The organism is Pseudomonas sp. S1_E05 (genome assembly GCF_056337105.1).
In genome coordinates, this window is the sequence record NZ_JBFRHM010000001.1 from 932,546 (window position 1) to 950,297 (window position 17,752).

13 protein-coding genes and 1 pseudogene are annotated in these 17,752 nt (G+C 61.7%); 6 read left to right on the forward strand and 8 right to left on the reverse strand.

Translation table 11 applies throughout. The features are described from left to right. Nucleotides 1–26 precede the first annotated feature (26 nt). Both AB4N33_RS04395 and AB4N33_RS04400 read right to left on the reverse strand, forming a co-directional pair. Nucleotides 27–1,049, reverse strand: a pseudogene (locus AB4N33_RS04395) (FecR family protein). Nucleotides 1,050–1,259: 210 nt separating this feature from the next. After that, the gene (locus AB4N33_RS04400; RefSeq protein ID WP_476456545.1) at nucleotides 1,260–6,047 is read right to left on the reverse strand and encodes a dermonecrotic toxin domain-containing protein; all 4,788 of its coding nucleotides are present in this window, start codon (nucleotides 6,045–6,047) and stop codon (nucleotides 1,260–1,262) included. 220 nt (nucleotides 6,048–6,267) lie between these two features. Here AB4N33_RS04400 and AB4N33_RS04405 point away from each other — a divergent pair, with 220 nt between their 5' ends. Beyond that, the gene (locus tag AB4N33_RS04405; protein ID WP_476456546.1) at nucleotides 6,268–7,308 is read left to right on the forward strand and encodes an Ldh family oxidoreductase; all 1,041 of its coding nucleotides are present in this window, start codon (nucleotides 6,268–6,270) and stop codon (nucleotides 7,306–7,308) included. A gap of 133 nt (nucleotides 7,309–7,441) precedes the next feature. Here AB4N33_RS04405 and AB4N33_RS04410 read toward each other — a convergent pair whose 3' ends face one another. Next, the gene (locus tag AB4N33_RS04410; RefSeq protein WP_460123486.1) at nucleotides 7,442–7,759 is read right to left on the reverse strand and encodes an ElaB/YgaM/YqjD family protein; all 318 of its coding nucleotides are present in this window, start codon (nucleotides 7,757–7,759) and stop codon (nucleotides 7,442–7,444) included. 162 nt (nucleotides 7,760–7,921) lie between these two features. Here AB4N33_RS04410 and AB4N33_RS04415 point away from each other — a divergent pair, with 162 nt between their 5' ends. Continuing rightward, nucleotides 7,922–8,176 (forward strand): hypothetical protein, encoded by a 255-nt coding sequence (locus tag AB4N33_RS04415; protein WP_368557814.1) that lies wholly within the window; start codon nucleotides 7,922–7,924, stop codon nucleotides 8,174–8,176. 9 nt (nucleotides 8,177–8,185) lie between these two features. On the opposite strand, the gene AB4N33_RS04420 is transcribed toward AB4N33_RS04415, so the two are convergent. Then, nucleotides 8,186–9,094 carry a LysR family transcriptional regulator gene (locus AB4N33_RS04420; RefSeq protein ID WP_476456547.1) on the reverse strand — a complete coding sequence of 303 codons (909 nt, stop codon included), beginning with the start codon at nucleotides 9,092–9,094 and terminating at the stop codon, nucleotides 8,186–8,188. A gap of 83 nt (nucleotides 9,095–9,177) precedes the next feature. Between AB4N33_RS04420 and AB4N33_RS04425 the strand changes: the two genes are divergently transcribed. Next, nucleotides 9,178–10,101, forward strand: coding sequence for a carbon-nitrogen hydrolase family protein (locus AB4N33_RS04425; RefSeq protein ID WP_476456548.1), 924 nt, complete (start codon nucleotides 9,178–9,180; stop codon nucleotides 10,099–10,101). Nucleotides 10,102–10,146: 45 nt separating this feature from the next. Here AB4N33_RS04425 and AB4N33_RS04430 read toward each other — a convergent pair whose 3' ends face one another. From AB4N33_RS04430 to AB4N33_RS04440, 3 genes are all read right to left on the reverse strand, one after another. After that, a complete protein-coding gene (locus AB4N33_RS04430) occupies nucleotides 10,147–10,620 on the reverse strand; it encodes an LEA/WHy family protein (RefSeq protein WP_476456549.1) in 474 nt (157 codons plus the stop codon). A 54-nt stretch (nucleotides 10,621–10,674) separates the two neighbouring features. Further along, complete coding sequence (locus AB4N33_RS04435; protein ID WP_476458782.1) at nucleotides 10,675–12,141, reverse strand: nucleobase:cation symporter-2 family protein; 1,467 nt, start codon at nucleotides 12,139–12,141, stop codon at nucleotides 10,675–10,677. Between the two features lie 89 nt (nucleotides 12,142–12,230). Next, nucleotides 12,231–13,124 carry a LysR family transcriptional regulator gene (locus AB4N33_RS04440; RefSeq protein WP_476456550.1) on the reverse strand — a complete coding sequence of 298 codons (894 nt, stop codon included), beginning with the start codon at nucleotides 13,122–13,124 and terminating at the stop codon, nucleotides 12,231–12,233. A gap of 101 nt (nucleotides 13,125–13,225) precedes the next feature. On the opposite strand from AB4N33_RS04440, the gene AB4N33_RS04445 reads away from it, so the two are divergent. Together AB4N33_RS04445 and speB are read left to right on the forward strand one after the other, a co-directional pair. After that, complete coding sequence (locus AB4N33_RS04445; protein ID WP_476456551.1) at nucleotides 13,226–14,329, forward strand: polyamine ABC transporter substrate-binding protein; 1,104 nt, start codon at nucleotides 13,226–13,228, stop codon at nucleotides 14,327–14,329. Between the two features lie 19 nt (nucleotides 14,330–14,348). Next, entirely contained in the window at nucleotides 14,349–15,308 is a 960-nt protein-coding gene (gene speB, locus AB4N33_RS04450; protein WP_476456552.1) for an agmatinase, read from the forward strand. A 55-nt stretch (nucleotides 15,309–15,363) separates the two neighbouring features. Here speB and AB4N33_RS04455 read toward each other — a convergent pair whose 3' ends face one another. Next, the gene (locus AB4N33_RS04455; RefSeq protein WP_476456553.1) at nucleotides 15,364–16,416 is read right to left on the reverse strand and encodes an aldo/keto reductase; all 1,053 of its coding nucleotides are present in this window, start codon (nucleotides 16,414–16,416) and stop codon (nucleotides 15,364–15,366) included. Between the two features lie 209 nt (nucleotides 16,417–16,625). Here AB4N33_RS04455 and zapE point away from each other — a divergent pair, with 209 nt between their 5' ends. Further along, complete coding sequence (gene zapE, locus AB4N33_RS04460; RefSeq protein ID WP_476456554.1) at nucleotides 16,626–17,747, forward strand: cell division protein ZapE; 1,122 nt, start codon at nucleotides 16,626–16,628, stop codon at nucleotides 17,745–17,747. Nucleotides 17,748–17,752: the final 5 nt, after the last annotated feature.

Consider the following 17,752-nt stretch of genomic DNA (forward strand, 5'->3'; position numbering starts at 1 on the left):
CGCAACACCGAAATGTGGCGGCCTTTTCAGCTTCTTGGGGGTTGTTGGGGGATGGAATTGAGGACCGGGTTGCCGTCTTTGTTGCGGGTCAGGTAGACCGGTAATACCTTGGGCAACGTGGCTGCCAGACCGTTGAGTTCCCTGATGTTGTAGATACCGCCGAGGCGGATCGTGCCGGTGCTGCTGTCGGCCAGCATCAACGGCTTGCTCAGATAACGGTTGATCAGGGGCAGGGCTTCGCTCAGCGCCAGGTCATCGAGCACCAGTTTGCCGTGGCGCCAGGCCAGTGAGTTGTCATTGGCGTAGGTCTGGCTGATCTGCGGCGTGAAGTCGCCTTGTTTATAACGCGCCTGCATCGAGGGCTCCAGGCGCAGGCCGTCACCTGGCAGGTCAGCGTTGCTGCTGACCAGTACCGAGCCTTCGATCAGGTTCACTCATACCTGGTCTTGATACATCCACACGTTGAATTGGGTCCCGGTGACACGGATCCTGCCTTCTGCCGCCTTGACGATGAACGGGTGAGTGGCGTCATGGCTGACACTGAAAAACGCTTCGCCTTTCTTGAGCGTGACACGGCGCTGATCCTTGTAATTGCTGTACGTCAGCTCGGTGCCAAGGTTCAGCTCGACTTGGCTGCCGTCGCCCAGGGTGACCTGGCGGGTGGCATTGCCCGCTTCGAAATGTTCGTAGGAATTGGGCAGCCAACCCAGGTTCCAACCGGTGTACGCGGCCAGGGGCAGTGCCAGGGCACAGACGGCGGCGGCCACGGCCAGCGAGCGCCAGGAGGCGGGCGGTTGACGTTGGGCCCTAGCAATGACGGGGGCGGCAGCGGGCAGGGGCGTGTCCATGCGCGGCAAGTCTTCGGCCACCACCCAGATCTCCAGCATCGCCTCGTACTCAAATGCATGCAGCGGATGGGCGTCGCGCCATTGCGCGAATGCCTGCCGTTCCTCTTCGGTGCAGTCCGAGGCGTGCAAACGCATGCACCAGTGCGCGGCAGCGTCGGTGATGGCGTCGTATTCGGCTTGGGAGATAGGGCTGTCGGTCATTGACTCATCCTGATTTCCCGCATTCTAACCTTGAGAGGAAGTCGGCGAGAACAGCCATCATGGCATTTACCCATCAAACGGCTGTTTATTTTCACGGCAGGCCCATGGATTCGGTCTTTTCAGACCGTATCCATAAGCTGCGTGTAAAAAAGTCAGGCACCGGCCGACAGCCCCTGCACGGGCTGTTGAACGGGTCGTTTAATCAGGCTGTCAGGTGGGCGAATCAAGTTGGCGGCCCATTTCACAGATCAGGTACGCAAGCGAGTCGGCATTGCGCAAAATGACGTCGATTCGCGAGGTTGCGTCCACTCGATTCAAAAACACGCTGCGAGCATCAGCCATGGTCTCGCTGTTCGTCAGTTTCAGGACTTCCTGACCGACATGCTTGCGCCCCGGTACTGCGTCCAGGTTAATCCAGCCACCCAGGGCGCCGTTCCAGAGCGCAAACAGTTCCTCTCGCGGGGTCGCAAGGGAAAGCGCCGTTCGCTGAAAGTCCTGTTGCGACTGCTTCATCGCAGCGCCATAACCGGTGATGGGAGCAATGAGGTCGCTGAACGGCCGTCGCGCTTCCAGCGTCGCGATGTCCAATGCCTTGGAGTAAATATGGCCAAACTCGTGAATCAGCGTGGCCGCCTGGCTATGCGCATTGACGTCGAATGGCTCGCTTAGGCATGACTTGTACCAGTCGAGTCCCTGCTCGAAAAATCGTTCGGTGAAGTGCACGTATTTGCGCGTGTCATTGTCGAGCACGAAGGCGATCAGGTCGTTGCTCACCTGGCGGGTGGAGCCGACCACGAAACGCTCGCTATTGAGCAGGTCCTCGCCGGGGTCCACCAAGGCATTGCAGATAGGAAGGATGGCGTCTTTGATCTTCTCGACCAGCATGAGATCAACTTCGGGAACATCGACAAAGCCTTTGAGGAAGGTCTCCAGTCGTGTGCCTGGGGCCAGTTTGCGCAGCTGCACCAGGTTATGCATGCTGTTGAAGGCGTAAAAGCGTGCCATGTCGATGGCCTGAACGATCATCCGGGCCTTTTCCGGGTGCAGGGTGCGGATCTCGTCCATTCCCCTCGCTTCGACGTTCAACACCCGACGCGTCAGATAGTCGTTGGCGTAGCGATTGTGCAGCGTCGACAAGGCCTTGCCGGGGTGCACGCTGTGCCCGTCCAGGTCGATCACCAGTTGCTGGCTCGGCGTGCGCGCCAGAAACGGTCCGTTCCCCTGCTCATGGTGGATTTGCCAGACCGCCCCGGGTTTGACGACGCGATAGACTTTGCCGGCGATGGCGGCGTAGTGGTTCTTCGTCGTGGACTGAAGATAGGTGCCATCGGCGTCGTTCTTTTTCAGGTCCGTCAAAGCCACATCCGTGACCTCGAAAGGCTGCAGCGAGGTGCGCGCTGGCGCGGTGGGTCGGACCTGTGGCCATTGCGGATCGACGATGGGGGTGGCGTCGGGCGCGTTGCTGGGGGACGGCTGCTCAGGAAGCGGTGGCGCGTCCAGCGACAGTTTTCCCAGCGTGACCATCTGCGCGCCACCGGCGATAAATGACCTGAGGGCGCGCCGCCAATGTCGATTTTGCAGGGCTTCGGCGGAGTCCTTGAAGTCTTTGTAGGCGCTCCACAAAAATCGCATGTAGGCCAGCTTGCCCGGCAGGAAGCCGGCGATCAGGTGGATGCCGGAGCTGAACAGGTCCTTGGCGGCGTCCCAGTCCGACTGGCCTGCGGGCTGGGACTGGCTGGCCAGCAGGTGCGCGAGCAGCCGGGTGTTGTCATGGAACCAATGCTTCAGCACATTGCCCACGATCGGAGTGCTGCCCAGGGTGATTTCGCTCGTTTCATTCACGCTGGTTGCCAGCAGGTTGCGCAACGATGCCTGTTGCGCATCGGGCAGCCGACGAAGCACCAGGTCCTGCAGCGCGCCGGGCGTGTTGATCGCGGCGACTACCGCCGCTTCATTGGCAAACTCGCTGAACAACGGGCCGGAAAAATACGGCGCATACAGCACCTGTGGCCCGCTTTTGCCCGCGCCCGGACCGATGAGGTACAGGCCCAGGCTCTGAACCGCTGCGGCGCCGGCAGTTTTAATCAGCTCCAGGGGGCGCACGATTGCATGGGCGCCCGCCACTGCCGCCCGTGCGATGGCGTCAGGCATGTCCAGTACCTGGCTGATCAGGTCGAAGGCGCTGGAACTGAGGTGTTGCTGCAGCATCTGGGTGTGGGCGTGGTGCAGCAGTTGCCACGGCAATTGTTTAGCGAAGCGCAACTGACGGATTGACGATTGAGCGCCCGAAAGCGTTTCAGTGATGTTTTTCGCATAATCGCCGGGAATCTTCAGCGATAGCAGCAATTGTGTGACTGCAGCCGTCGTCAGACCCTCGGGCAGTGTACGCCCGGCCTGGGAGGTGACCCTGAACCCTGTGCCCTGGGCGATGTTGACATGGTTGAGGGCGTATTCAGTCAGGGTTTGCGCCGGCCCGGCCAGTGCCAGGTTGGGTGCGATATCGATCTCGTCCGGGTTCAGCGTTTGTCCGGGGAAACGCGCTGCCAGCAATGCCGTGAGGGTCTGGCGAACGTAGTCCTCAAGCGTTTGCACCTGATGCAGGTAATCCTTGTCGTCGGCCACGCTGTGGCGGTATTGCTCCAGCAGCTCGATGTGCAACCGTTGCTCTTCGACCGGGGCCAGGCCCAACCACGCCGGCTGGGACTGCTGGTGGCCGATGGCGTTGGCGATCCACTTCGCTCGATGCAGGTTGGTCTCGATGAGCGTTTGGGTCAGCGCGTAAAAGGCCTTGTTCTGTTTGGCCGTGTCCAGTTTCAATGAACGCAGGTGCTCGCAGCGCGCCAGAAAAAGGTCGATGGCCGATTGCATCAGGTGCTGCAGAATATTGCCCTTGATCAGTTGCAGCGAATGCAGGGAATAGCGTCGATGCAGCAGGCGTTGGTCGGGCGTCAGGTTTTCCAGCAGGATCAGGCGCTGATCAGGATCCAGCAGTCGCCGATTCAGTTGTTGGCGGGCGATGCCCACCGACTCGAACACTTCCAGGCCTGCGGCGGGCGTCCACAGGATGGCGCGACCCGAGTGCTCGACATCCAGGCCGCCACGCTCGGTCAACAATGCACACTGAGCCAGGGGTAACAGCGTGTATTCGCCGGAACATTGAAGCACCAGCGAAAACACATCCGGATAAAAACCGAGGATGGCGGGTCGGCTTTTACGGTCTGGCCGGTCAGGGTTGAACACCGTCTCCACCAGATACCAGTCAAGATTACGCAGGCTGGCACTGAGCTCGCGAAGTGCAGCCTCGCCTCGCAAACCGACGGACAGGGTGTGCGCCAGCCGCTCCTTCATGCCTTGCAGATACGCCCGTTGTTGGGCCTGCGTTGACACCGGCTGCTCGGCGAACTCCGAACGCACTGGCAATTCGACGTCCCGATAGGTTTTGGCGTGGCCTGCCGCTGTGTCCGCCAGTACCATGGACGGTTGCTGACCCGACAGGACCGGGCGCGTGCTCCAGCGTCCCTTGGCGTCGAGCGTCAGCAGGTGTTCGCCGAGCATGGCGCGGATGTCCAGTGCCTTGTCGAAAAAGGCCAGGATGTTCACCGCGCCATCGCTGTGACGGAACACCTGGAAGGCGTATTCCAGGTTTTCCAGTTGCTTGTCGATGATCGCTTCGAAGAGGCAGGTGAATACCGAACCGGTCACAAGGGCGCCCGAGACCTGCGCCTGGTCGAAACCGATGAAGCGCGCACGTTCCTCCAGACTCATCAAGTCATACAGCTCGTCATCGTGGCCGGCCGTGATGGATTTTTCCTTCAGGGTCTGTTTCAGGTGCTTGTAGTCCTTGAGCACCAGCAACCCTTGGGACGGGGTGTAGAGGAACGCGTTGGCGCTGTCCTGACTGATCATCAGGGAGCCGGCGAGTTCGACATAGTTGGCCTGGTATTCCCACAGGCGAACGGTTTCAACGGTGAGCGCAGAAGCCGTACCGAGGTTTTCCTCGATGAGGGGCTGCAAGTCGCGGCTCTGTTGCGCAGTGATGACCTGCGCCTCGCGTTGGAGCAGCAGTTGAGCACGGGCCTTTTCGCGGATGGCCCGGCTGAAAAAGGCACGACGGGTAGAGCCGTCGACGCTTACACCGTTCCAGAACCGTTGCAGTTGGTCGCACAGTTGACGGGTCAGGGTCTCGGCTGTCTGGGTGACCAGGGTTTCCCACTTTTGCTGATCAGCATCCAGGGGCTTTCTCGATGGGTGATGGAACTGCGGACGCTGCCCGATCGGCCAGCCCCGGTGGCGGCAGTAGGAAAGCAACGCCTCGCTCAAGGACTGGGCGCTGATCCAGCGACGGTTGGGCGCATGTTTGGGGGTGGCCTCGGCGTAGAAATTGACCACGGTGCGGCGCTGGTCCAGGCCTGGGAACACCTGTTTCACGCGCTCGTCGAGCAGCGTAGCGAGCATCGTAGTCAGGCTTGGCAGTTGTTGCAGCTCATCGAACATCGCCTGCTCGTTGCTGCGCTGGCTGCTTTCGATGAGGGCGCGTTGATCGGCGAACACCTCGCCGTCGATGGTCTCGAAGCCCAGCGAAATGTCGCTGGCTGCCGCCAGGACCTTGCGCGCGGCCAGGGACATGACCGCCAGCAGTTCATCGTCCTCGCCGGCACTGTCGAGTTGTTTCTTGAGGTGGGCAGACAGTTGCGCGCGACCGGCGAACTTTCGCATGCCACCGTAGGGGGTATAGAGAATGTCGCCCTTGTCATCCGGCGTCGGGCTCAGGACGAAGCAGCCGGCCAAGGGAACCGACAGCGTACCGGTGCTGATCAGGATGCGCTCGGCGAGCATGGACGGAGTTTGTTGGCTGCGCAGTGTTTGGCTGGCCATTTTCACATGGGCAAGCCACTGGAGATCCTTGCGCGTCAAACCGTGGGCCTTGCCCAGGTCAGCCCATTGGCCGGGAGATTGCAGGGCCTGGGGGAAGAACAATGGCGTGGAAGGTGTGGACATTGTCGAGTCTCGTACAGGGCGCACCCGTGTGCGCCGTTGGGGTGAGGTTCGAGACTAGAAGCCGTCGGCATTGCGCTGGCGGTAGATAGTTAACGCATCGTCCGTGGTCTGTCATGCGCACAGGTTACGAGCAGAGGTTGACAGGCTGGCGGTCTGCCGTGATTAATCTGCAACTCGATCAACGCTGTTGTTCCCTCCAATAATTAGTCTGGAGCTTCAGATGTCTGCGCCCCACGAACAAGTGTCTACTGCGGTCTCTCAAAACCTGACCCTCGACGAGCTGACGGGACTGCTTGAGAAGATTTTCCTGCGCCATGGCACCTCGTCCGACGTCGCCCGGGTGCTGGCTGAAAACTGTGCCGGCGCCGAGCGCGACGGCGCGCACAGTCATGGTGTGTTCCGGATCCCCGGGTATGTGTCGACGCTCAAGAGCGGCTGGGTCAATGGCCAGGCCGAGCCTGTGGTCGAGGACGTGGCGTCCGGGTTCGTGCGGGTCGATGCTGGCGGCGGCTTTGCCCAGCCCGCCCTGGCGGCCGCGCGGCCCTTGCTGGTGGAGAAGGCCCGCAGTGCGGGTATAGCGGTGCTGGCGATTCGTAACTCGCACCATTTCGCGGCGTTGTGGCCGGATGTCGAACCGTTCGCGTATGAAGGGCTGGTAGCGTTGAGCGTGGTCAACAGCATGACCTGCGTCGTGCCCCATGGCGCCGACCGGCCGCTGTTTGGCACTAACCCGATTGCCTTCGCTGCGCCACGGACCGGTGGCGACCCGATTGTGTTTGACCTGGCGACCAGTGCCATTGCCCACGGCGATGTGCAAATTGCCGCACGCCAGGGTGAACGCCTGCCACCGGGCATGGGGGTGGACGGCCTGGGCCAGCCGACCCAAGACCCCAAGGCGATCCTCGAAGGCGGCGCGCTGTTGCCGTTTGGCGGGCATAAGGGGTCGGCGTTATCGATGATGGTGGAGCTGTTGGCGGCGGCCTTGACCGGAGGCAATTTTTCCTTCGAGTTCGATTGGTCGAACCATCCGGGAGCGAAGACGCCCTGGACCGGGCAACTGTTGATCGTCATCGACCCCAGCAAGGCGGCGGGGCAGAGTTTCGCCGAACGCAGCCAGGAACTGGTGCGCCAGATGCACGGCGTGGGGCTCAAACGTTTGCCAGGGGATCGCCGGCACAACCAGCGGGCGAAATCGATGGCCAACGGCATCGCGCTGGACGCGCAGACGCTGGCCGGGTTGCGGGAGTTGGCAGGACTGTAACCTGCAACGGTCCCCTGTAGGAGCGAGCATGCTCGCGATGGTCGTTAACGATAACGTGGGCTGTCTGAATGCCCGCGGTGACTGGGCCACCATCGCGAGCATGCTCGCTCCTACGGAAGGGCGTGGGCAGTTGTTATTTACGGCCCAACAGTAGACCCACTACCAGGCCAAACCCCGCCGAGATCGCCACGGTCTGCCAGGGATGCCCGCCAATGTAGGTTTCTGTCGCTTCAACGGCTGGCAGCGTACGGTCCCGCACGCTGGTCACCGAGTCGCGTGCCTGCTGCAGTTTCTGGGCGATTTGCCCGCGCAGGGTGTCTGCTTCTTCACCGACCAGCGAAGCGCTGCTCTTGAGCAGTTTTTCCGATTCTTCGATCAAGGCTTGCAGCTCGCTGAAGGCCTGATCCTTGATTTGGTCTTCGGCGGCTTGGGCGACGGATTTACGGGCCATTGGGTTACTCCTGGAGGGTTAATGGGCAGTGAACAATGGAGTCTGCCGCGAGGGGAAAAGTTGCAGCGATTTTGCGTGTAGGCTCAACTCGGCAAAAATCCAGCACGGGGTATTTCTTCCTACAGTGTAATATGAAGCCATTTACGCAACAGGTAACTCCCCATGAGCTTCAATCTAGCCAACAAAACCCTCGCCGAGCGCGCGGAAATCGAGGACGAGAAATCCCGACTGTTCGAACTGTGGCAGAGCAATCTCGGCAAAGCCAAGGGCGAAGCGGGGCGCCTGTTCGGCGAGCGGGCCAAGCGCAAGGGCAAGTGGGCCGAGTGGGTCCGCGCTGAACTGGACGGCATGTCACCTCCGGAATTTGCCAACATGGTACGCAGTGAAGTCAATCGCTTGATGGCGGCCAACAAGTAACACTGAAACTCAGGCGAAGCAGGCGACAATCGCCTCGCGCACTTTCAATACCACCGGGTCCAGTTGCGTGCTGGTACGCCAGCCCAGTTCGACCGGGTAGCGCGGCAATGCCAGGGGGCAGGGCAGCACCGCCAGGCCGGTGAGCGTCGCGATGCTTTGTGCGGCATGGGCCGGAATGGTGGCCACTGCCTGGCTTCCTTTGAGCAGGTGCGGCAGCGCGGCGAAATGCGTGGTCGAGGCGCAGACCCGCCGACTCAAGCCCACTGCAGCCAGGCCCTCGTCGGTGATCCCGATGAAACCGCCCGAGGACACCAGAATGTGCTCGCGGGCGACGAACTCTTCAAGGCTCAGGCGGCGCTGCCCTTGTGCCAGGCTGACTGGGTCGACCAGGCACTGATAGTCCCCTTCACCCAAGACCTGGCGACTGAGCAGACGCTCCGCAAACCCGCCGGCAGTGATCGCCAGGTCAATACTGCGCTCCATCAACGCCTGGGCAACGATCTGGCTGTGAGTCTGGCGGAAGATCAAGCGCAGCTTCGGTGCGCGGCGGGCTATATCCTCGATCAGGCGCCTGCCGTAGGCAATTTCGAAATCATCCGACAGACCAACCGTCACCGAACGGCCATCGTAGTGATGCGCCGCTGGGTCGACCATTGCCAGGCTCTGACGGCATTTGTTCAGCGCTTCGCTCAGCACGGGCTTGAGTTGGTTGGCCTTGAGCGTGGGCGCCAGGCCGCGACCGGTGCGAACGAACAATTGATCACCGTAGACTTCGCGCAGCCGGCGCAGGGCCGCGCTGACCGCCGATTGCGTCACCCCCAGGCGCAACGCCGCGCGGCTGGCGCTGGACTCTTCATGCAGCGCTTCGAACACTTTGAGCAGATTGAGATCAAGATTGGCGATATTCATCTGGTTCATATCATTCAGCAGTGAAACGGTCTTTATTCATGATCACGCGCGGCCGGAGAATGAGCAACACCTGATGTGAATGGAGAGGCGTGATGCCCAAGTCTATCGTTGCTGCACTGCAAATCGGCGCTCTGCCCGGTGGCAAGGCTGAAACCCTGGAACAGATTCTTTCGTACGAAAACGCCATCGTGGAGGCCGGCGCGGCGCTGGTGGTGATGCCGGAAGCGCTGCTGGGGGGCTACCCCAAAGGCGAGGGCTTCGGCACGCAACTGGGTTATCGACTGCCGGAAGGGCGTGAAGCCTTCGCCCGTTACTTCGCCAACGCCATCGACGTCCCCGGCGCGGAAACCGAGGCGCTGGCAGGCCTGGCGGCTCGTACCGGGGCGAACCTGGTGATCGGCGTGATCGAACGGGACGGCAGCACCCTGTATTGCACCGCGCTGTATTTCGACCCGCAGGCGGGCCTGGTTGCCAAGCATCGTAAATTGATGCCCACCGGCACCGAGCGGCTGATCTGGGGCAAAGGCGATGGCTCGACCTTGCCGGTGATCGACACCCAGGTCGGGCGCCTCGGCGCGGTAGTGTGCTGGGAAAACATGATGCCGCTGCTGCGCACAGCCATGTACGCCAAAGGCGTAGAGGTGTGGTGCGCGCCGACCGTGGATGAGCGCGAGATGTGGCAGGTGAGCATGCGCCATATCGCCCATGAAGGCCGTTGTTTTGTGGTCAGTGCCTGCCAGGTCCAGGACTCGCCGCAAGCGCTGGGCATGGACATCGCCAACTGGCCGGCAGACCGCCCGTTGATTGCCGGCGGCAGTGTGATCGTCGGCCCCATGGGCGACGTCCTGGCCGGGCCACTGCGTGGCGAACGTGGATTACTGTCCGCCGAGATTGACACCGACGAACTGGTCCGTGCGCGCTATGACTACGACGTGGTGGGTCACTATGCGCGGCCGGATGTATTCGAGTTGACGGTGGATGAGCGGGCCAAGCCCGGGGTGAAATTTATCCATTGATTGCTGTTGCACACATCCCCTGTGGGAGCGGCTCTGCATGACAGGTTACCAGGTGCCTGCAGCCGCCCCCGGCAAACTCAACTTGCCACTGTCGCTGAACCGCATGGTGCCAAACAGGCCGCCCGCCAGCTTGCCGCGCAGGACGTAAGGCAGGTTGTCCAGGGTTTGCGTCTGGCTCAGGCCCAGGGTCTGGCGCAGGACCGAGAGCGCCGAGACGCTGACCGGCACGCTCAGCAATGTCTCGGAATAGCGTGCAATCGACCCGGATTGATCACTGACCCCGGACGCCAGCGGCTGACCATTGACCGACAGGTCCAGGGCCACGCCGTTGTAGTCGATGGCGGTGTCGTTGGGGTTCTGCACGCGTATCTTCACCGCGAAACGCACTTCCATGTCCTGGCTGGTCAACGGTTCGAAGCCCACCACGTTAATGTTCAGCGGGTCGCGGTTGGGCAACAGGGCACAGGCGCTCAGGGTGAGCAGCAGGAGGCAAAGGACAAGGGCGTGGACACGGCGCATGGCATGCTCTCTAAATGAAAAGGCCGAACCGCAGGGGCTCGGCCTTGAGCTTGCCTATCGGTTCAAAGGTGCGACAACCTCAGCGAGCGCGGGTTCATCCTTGGCGGCCGGGTTTTCCATGACCTGGAGAATCGAGGCTTCCGGGTCGAAATCGTCCTCTTCCAGCTCGATGAACTCTTCGGGCAGGAAGATATTGAGCACGATAGCGCACAACGCACCGACGGTGATCGGCGATTCGAAGATGTTATGCAGCGCCTTGGGCAGTTCGCGCAGCACCTCCGGCACCGCCGCCACACCCAGGCCCATGCCGATGGAAGTCGCCACGATCAACATGTTGCGCCGATGCAGGCCGGCTTCGGCCAGGATCTTCACGCCCGCCACCGCCACGGTGCCGAACATCACCAGTTCGGCGCCACCGAGCACGGGCTTGGGCATCAGTTGCAGCACTGCGCCGATCATCGGGAATAGACCCAGCAGGACCAGCAGACCGGCGATGAACAGCGCCACGTAGCGACTGGCGACGCCGGTCAGCTGGATCACGCCGTTGTTCTGAGCAAACGTGACCATCGGCATGCTGTTGAACACGGCCGCCATGGCCGAGTTGAGACCGTCTGCCAACAAGCCTGACTTGATTCTGCGGATGTACACCGGGCCCTTGACCGGCTGGCGCGAGATCATCGAGTTGGCGGTCAGGTCGCCAGCAGCTTCCAGAGGCGACACGAGGAAAATCACCGCCACCGGCACAAAGGCCACCCAGTCGAAATTGAAACCGTACTTGAACGGCACGGGCACGCTCATCAGGGGCACTTGCGGCATGTTGCCGAAATCCACGCTGCCCATGAGCCAGGCGACGAAGTAGCCGAGGGTAAGGGCGATGACGATGGCGCCCAGGCGCAGGAATGGCACATCCACCCGGTTGAGCACCACGATGGTTCCCAATACCAGGGCTGCCAGGCCCAGATGACTGGCGGCGCCCAGGTCCGTCGCACCAAAGCCGCCGGCAATGTCGGTCATGGCGACCTTGATCAGCGACAGCCCCATCAGGGTGATGATGGTCCCGGTCACCACCGGCGTGATCAACATGCGCAGCTTGCCGATGAACTGGCTCAACACCACTTCGATGAACGCAGCGAAAAAGCACACGCCGAAAATGGTCGACAGAATCTCATCGGTGCCGCCGCCCCGAGCCTTGACCATGAAGCCGGCGCTGAGGATGACGCTGATGAACGAGAAGCTGGTGCCTTGCAGGCACAACAGACCCGAACCGATTGGCCCGATGCGCCGCGCCTGGACAAACGTGCCCAACCCGGACACGAACAGCGCCATGCTGATCAGGTAGGGAATTTCGCTTTGCAGGCCCAGGGCGCTGCCCATGATCAGGGTCGGGGTGATGATCCCGACAAAACTGGCCAGCACGTGTTGCAGGGCGGCGAAGACTGTGGCGGTCAGGTGCGGACGGTCATCGAGGCCGTAGAGCAAGTCGCTGTGGCGCGGGGCGGTAGCTTTTTCAGAGGCGATCATGATGGTTTGCGTGCCGAAAGGCGGCCGGGTCGGAAAAGGGAGGCGCAGGATGCCAGCAGCCGGCAGCAAGGGCAACGAATGATCCTCCTTCAGGCAAACGCCGCCAACAAATCCTCCTCGAACGCATTCTGCGCGTCCCCCGGCACCTGCGCGCGGTGGCGGGCCAGGTGGAACGTCACGTCGAAACTCAAATCATTGCGGCGCACCGCGCGCAGCAATCCCTTGTCCTCCCAATTGCGGGCAAAGTGGCTGGGCAGGTAGCCGACATGTTTGCCGGACAGTATGAAGGCGAGGGTGCCTTCGACCTGTTCCGAGCGCGCCGAACAACGTTGGCCCTGAAACGGCTCCTGGCTGCGCAGGAAGCGGTAGGGGTGATCGACGCGGTCGCTGGCCTGCAGGACCAGGTCGTCCGGGGTATCGCCGGTGAACAGCGGGTGGCCCGCAGCGCAATAAAGGTGCTGGGTTTCGACAAAGAGTTCGCGGTAGTCGAACGCGCTCTGCACCTGAGAGAAATAGCCGATAGCCAAGTCCAGCCGTTGCTGCAACAGCAGGCGCTCCATTTCTCCCGGCATGGCGCTGATCAGTTCGATGCGCACCGATTCGTCGCGCTCGCGAAAGCGCCGGATCGCGTCGGCGACTTGTTGCAGCACAACCTGGTCCAGAGCTTCGGACAAGCCCAGGCGCACTTCACCGAGCAGGCGTCCGGCGACGCCGTTGGACTGATGCCTGAACACTTCGATGGACTGAAACAGCTCGCGGGTGGCCAGCAGCAATTGCTCGCCCTTGGGCGTCATCCGGAATCCGCCCTTGCCGCGACTGCATAAGCGGTAGCCGAGACGGGTTTCCAGGCGCGCCATCTGCTGGCTGATGCTCGATTGGCTCAGGCCCAGTTCGCCTTGGGCTGCACTGAAACCGCCACATTCGACCACGCTGACGAACAGGCGCAGCAGTTGCAGATCCACATCATGAAGTTGGCCGAGCATCAAACATTACTCCGCAATAATGTCAGGGTAACTGACTTGGTATTTTTTCAATGTAACAGGCGCCTCATGCTGCAACCACTTCCTCTGCTCAGGTGTGCGTCATGGCTCCTTCATTCAAGCGGTGTGCCCCCGCGCTGTTCCTTGCCGTGGCCGTGTCGGCGCACGCGCAGGCGCCGTCCGAGGGTAAAACGGTCAACCTTTACAGCTGGGCTGATTACGTCGCCCCCGAAACCTTGGAGCGGTTCGAGAAAGAAACCGGGATCCAGGTGCGCTACGACACCTTCGATTCGTCGGAAGTGCTGGAAACCAAGCTACTCACCGGCGGCAGCGGTTATGACGTGGTGGTGCCGTCGTCCAGCGTGCTGGCGCGAGGCCTGGCGGCGGGCGCGTTGAAGCCGATTGCTCACGAAGAGCTCAAGGGCTACGCCAACCTCGATCCCGACTTGTTGGAAAAACTCGCGGTGGTTGATCCCGGCAACCGTTATGCCGTGCCGTACACCTGGGGCACTCTGGGGCTTGGCATGAATGTCGAAGCGGTGAAACAACGTTTGCCCGACGTGCCGCTCAACAGCCTCGATCTACTGTTCAAGCCCGAGTACGCCAGCAAGCTGAAAGACTGTGGCGTGGCGATCATCGATTCGCCCCAGGAAGTGATCGGCCTGGCGCTGCACTACCTCGGTAAAGATCCCTACAGCACCGACAAGGCTGATCTGTCAGCCGTCGATGTGCTGCTGCGTCAGTTGCAGCCGAATGTGCTGTATGTCGCCAGTGGCCGACAGATCAGCGACCTGGCCAACGGCAGCGTCTGCGTGGCACTGACCTACAACGGCGATGCGAGTATGGCGGCAGACCAGGCGCGCAAGGCCCATAAGCCCTTTGAGGTGGCTTATCGCATTCCCCGGGAAGGCACGTTGGTGTGGCAGGACAACCTGGCGATCCCCAAGGACGCGCCACACCCCGAAGCGGCCCGTGCCTTTATCGAGTTCATGTTGCGCCCCGAGTCGGTGGCTGCGCTGACCAACACGCTGTTTTTCGCCACGGCCAACGGGGCAGCGACCCCGCTGGTGGATGAAGCGGTGCGCAACGACCCGGACATCTATCCGCTGGCCGAGGTGCGCGAACGCTTGTACGCCGACCGAAGCATGAGCCTCAAGGACCTGCGCCAGCGCACTCGCCTGTGGACCGCTTTCCGTAGCCGTCAGTAATTATCAGAAGGAGCACCCGATGGACGTCCCAGTACTCAACGACCAGGCCATGACCCGTGACAGTCTTTACGGCACGGCCGCGGAAAGCACCTACGCCGGCATCACCAGTTTCATGCGTCGTCGCTACAGCCGCGACCTGCGCGGGGTTGACGTGGCGGTCAGCGGCGTGCCGTTCGACACCGCTACCAGCAACCGCCCCGGCGCCCGTTTCGGACCACGGGGCATTCGCGCGGCGTCCACCGGGATTGCCTGGGAACGGCACTGGCCGTGGGCATTCGATCCGTTCGACCATCTGGCGGTGATCGACTACGGCGATTGCGACTTCGACTACGGTTCGCCGCACTCGACACCGGAGGCTATCGAAGCCCACGCCGAGCACATCTTGCAGGCCGGTTGCGCGATGCTGACCTTTGGCGGTGATCACTTCATCAGCTATCCGCTGCTCAAGGCCCACGCTCGCAAACACGGGCCACTGTCACTGATCCATTTCGACGCCCACAGCGACACCTGGCCGGACGAGGAGGGCAAGCGCGTCGATCATGGCACCATGTTCTGGCATGCCGCGCGCGAAGGGCTGGTGGATCCGTCCCGCTCGGTGCAGATCGGATTGCGCACCACCAATGACGATCATCGGGGTTTCCAGGTGCTGGACGCGCGGCAGGTGCATCGCCGTGGGGTGGACGCGATTGTCGAGTCCGTTCGTGCGCGCGTCGGCGATCACCCGGTGTACCTGACCTTCGACATCGACTGCCTCGACCCCGCGTTCGCCCCTGGCACCGGCACGCCGGTGTGCGGCGGCCTGAGCACGGTGCAGGCGCTGGAGATCCTTGGCGGGTTACGCGGGATCAATCTGGTGGGCATGGATTTGGTAGAGGTGGCGCCAGCCTACGACAGTGCGGACATTACCTCACTGGCGGCAGCGACATTGGCGATGGAAATGCTGTGCCTGTATGCCGCCAGACACAAGGTGGACCTGTAACCCTCTTATGCCTGATCGTTCCCACGACGTGGGAACGATCAATTCAACTGGCGGATCAAGCCACCGGAATAACCGGTAGATCCAGCGTCTCAACCCCTGAATACCGTGGTGCCGACCCAATGATGGTGCCATGGGGCACGCCGGCGTCCACTGCACTGACCGCCTCCAGCCGCGCCACCTGCTGCGCGCTCAGTTTCAGGCTCAACGCCCCCAGCGTCCCGTCCAGTTGCTCACGGGAGCGCGACCCCAGAATCGGAATCAGCGCCGTCGTCGAGCGCCGGGCCTTTTCCAGCAACCAGGCAATGGCCACGTGGGTCGGGCTGGCGTCAGCTTCAGCGGCCACGGCAAGCAAGGCATCGAGAAGGGCCGTCTCGCGAGCGCTTTTTTCGGCATGCACAAGCATGCCGAGTTTGCTGGCGCGGTTGTCGCCATCGTTGCTGCGGTACTTGCCCGTGAGGAAACCGCCACCCAGCGGCGACCACAGCGTGGCGGCCAGCCCCAGGGCCTCGGCCATCGGCAGCATTTCCCGTTCGGCGGTGCGCTCTACCAGGCTGTATTCCACCTGAATCGCGGCAATCGGTGCAAAGCCACGCACCTCGGCCAGCACGTCGGCACGGGCGATCCGCCAGGCCGGAAAGTTCGACAGCCCGGCGTAATGAATCTTGCCGGCGCGCACCAGATCGTCAAAACCGCGAAGGATCTCTTCCATCGGTGTCACGCCATCGCTCATGTGCGCCCAGAACAGATCAAGGTGATCGGTCTTCAGTCGTTTCAGGCTTTCTTCCACGGCGCGAACCATGTTCTTGCGGTTGTTGCCTGTGTGGGAAATGCCCGCTGCCGGTGTAGTCCCCAGTGTGTACTTGGTGGCGATGACCAGCCGGTCGCGCTCAGGGGCAATGAGTTCGCCGAGCATGGTTTCCGACTGGCCTCCCTGATAGCCGTTGGCGGTGTCGATGAAGTTGCCGCCGGCTTCCAGATAACCGTCAAAAATGCGGGTGGCTTCGTCGCGCTCGGCGCCATGCCCCCAACCGGTTCCAAAATTGCCGGCACCCAGCGCCAGTTCCGAGACCCGCAAGCCGGTTTTTCGGCCGAACACTTTGTAATGCATGGGAAGACTCCTGAGACGAGACGCAACATAGATGTTTCAAGACATGTATTTAAGATGATGCTACTCATGTATCGAGTCAAGTCGAATTTTATAAGCGGTGAAAAGCGCCAGAGGGCTCCTGACAAGCGTTATCCGGGGACGAGCAGGGCAAGATCACGCGGCTGGATATTTCCCTGTAGTCACGGCCGGGCGATGGCATACTGCCGCGCATGAATGTGAACTCTCCGTTGAGTGCCTGGCAACAGGCGGTTGAACAGAAGGGCTTCGTCCAGGACGAGGCCCAGGAACATGCCGTGTGGGCGCTGCAAAAGTGCTACGAAGCGCTGCATGCAGGCGATCACAGGCCAGTGTCGGGCGTTTACCTCTGGGGGCCGGTCGGGCGAGGCAAGACCTGGCTGATGGACCAGTTTTATCAGAGCCTGCAGGTTCCGGCCCGACGCCAGCATTTCCATCACTTCATGGGTTGGGTGCATCAGCGTTCGTTTCAACTGACCGGCACCGCCGACCCGCTGAAGGCCCTGGCCCGAGAATTGAGCGAAGAGGTGCGCGTACTGTGCTTCGATGAGCTGTTCGTCAATGACATTGGCGACGCGATCATCCTCGGGCGCCTGTTCCAGGTGATGTTCGACCACGGCGTGGTGGTGGTCTGCACCTCCAATCAGCCGCCGGATGGGTTGTACGCCGATGGTTTCAACCGGGAGCGCTTCACGCCCGCCATCGAGGCGATCAAGCAGCACATGCAGGTGATCGCGGTGGACGGCGGTGAAGATCATCGCCTGCATCCCGGCGCCGGCCTGCAGCGCTATTGGGTGGCCCAGCCGGGTCAGCCGAGTGCTTTGGCCGAGGTGTTCAAGACCCTGACCGCCGGCCAGTCGGTCCGCCCCGAGCCGATCAAGGTCGGCTACCGTTCATTGAACGTCGTGAGGGCCAGCGATAGCGTGCTCTGGACGCGCTACGCCGACCTTTGCGAGCAACCCCTGGCGGCCATGGATTTCATGGGCCTGTGCGATACCTTCAGGGCTATTCTGTTGAGTGACGTGCCCAACCTCAGCGCAAAAAAACGCGAAGGGCGCATCGCCCGAGGCACTGAAGACGGGGCCGAACGGGTGGTGGCGGGCGACCGCGAGCTGCCGCAGTTGTCGGTGCATGACGACGGCGTCCGTCGTTTCATCGCACTGGTGGATGAATGCTACGACCGCAAAGTACCGTTGTACCTCGAAGCACAAGTGCCCATGGAAATGCTCTACACCGAGGGCTATCTGGAGTTTGCGTTCCGCCGTACGCTTAGCCGCCTCCAGGAAATGCAGTTGCAACGTTTTGCCGAGGCTTGACCCTG

Excerpts from the sequence above, each read along its gene's own strand:
- AB4N33_RS04400 (WP_476456545.1), bottom strand. The coding sequence starts at position 6,047 with ATGTCCACACCTTCCACGCCATTGTTCTTCCCCCAGGCCCTGCAATCT.
- AB4N33_RS04405 (WP_476456546.1), top strand. The coding sequence starts at position 6,268 with ATGTCTGCGCCCCACGAACAAGTGTCTACTGCGGTCTCTCAAAACCTG.
- AB4N33_RS04410 (WP_460123486.1), bottom strand. The coding sequence starts at position 7,759 with ATGGCCCGTAAATCCGTCGCCCAAGCCGCCGAAGACCAAATCAAGGAT.
- AB4N33_RS04415 (WP_368557814.1), top strand. The coding sequence starts at position 7,922 with ATGAGCTTCAATCTAGCCAACAAAACCCTCGCCGAGCGCGCGGAAATC.
- AB4N33_RS04420 (WP_476456547.1), bottom strand. The coding sequence starts at position 9,094 with ATGAACCAGATGAATATCGCCAATCTTGATCTCAATCTGCTCAAAGTG.
- AB4N33_RS04425 (WP_476456548.1), top strand. The coding sequence starts at position 9,178 with ATGCCCAAGTCTATCGTTGCTGCACTGCAAATCGGCGCTCTGCCCGGT.
- AB4N33_RS04430 (WP_476456549.1), bottom strand. The coding sequence starts at position 10,620 with ATGCGCCGTGTCCACGCCCTTGTCCTTTGCCTCCTGCTGCTCACCCTG.
- AB4N33_RS04435 (WP_476458782.1), bottom strand. The coding sequence starts at position 12,141 with ATGATCGCCTCTGAAAAAGCTACCGCCCCGCGCCACAGCGACTTGCTC.
- AB4N33_RS04440 (WP_476456550.1), bottom strand. The coding sequence starts at position 13,124 with ATGCTCGGCCAACTTCATGATGTGGATCTGCAACTGCTGCGCCTGTTC.
- AB4N33_RS04445 (WP_476456551.1), top strand. The coding sequence starts at position 13,226 with ATGGCTCCTTCATTCAAGCGGTGTGCCCCCGCGCTGTTCCTTGCCGTG.
- speB (WP_476456552.1), top strand. The coding sequence starts at position 14,349 with ATGGACGTCCCAGTACTCAACGACCAGGCCATGACCCGTGACAGTCTT.
- AB4N33_RS04455 (WP_476456553.1), bottom strand. The coding sequence starts at position 16,416 with ATGCATTACAAAGTGTTCGGCCGAAAAACCGGCTTGCGGGTCTCGGAA.
- zapE (WP_476456554.1), top strand. The coding sequence starts at position 16,626 with ATGAATGTGAACTCTCCGTTGAGTGCCTGGCAACAGGCGGTTGAACAG.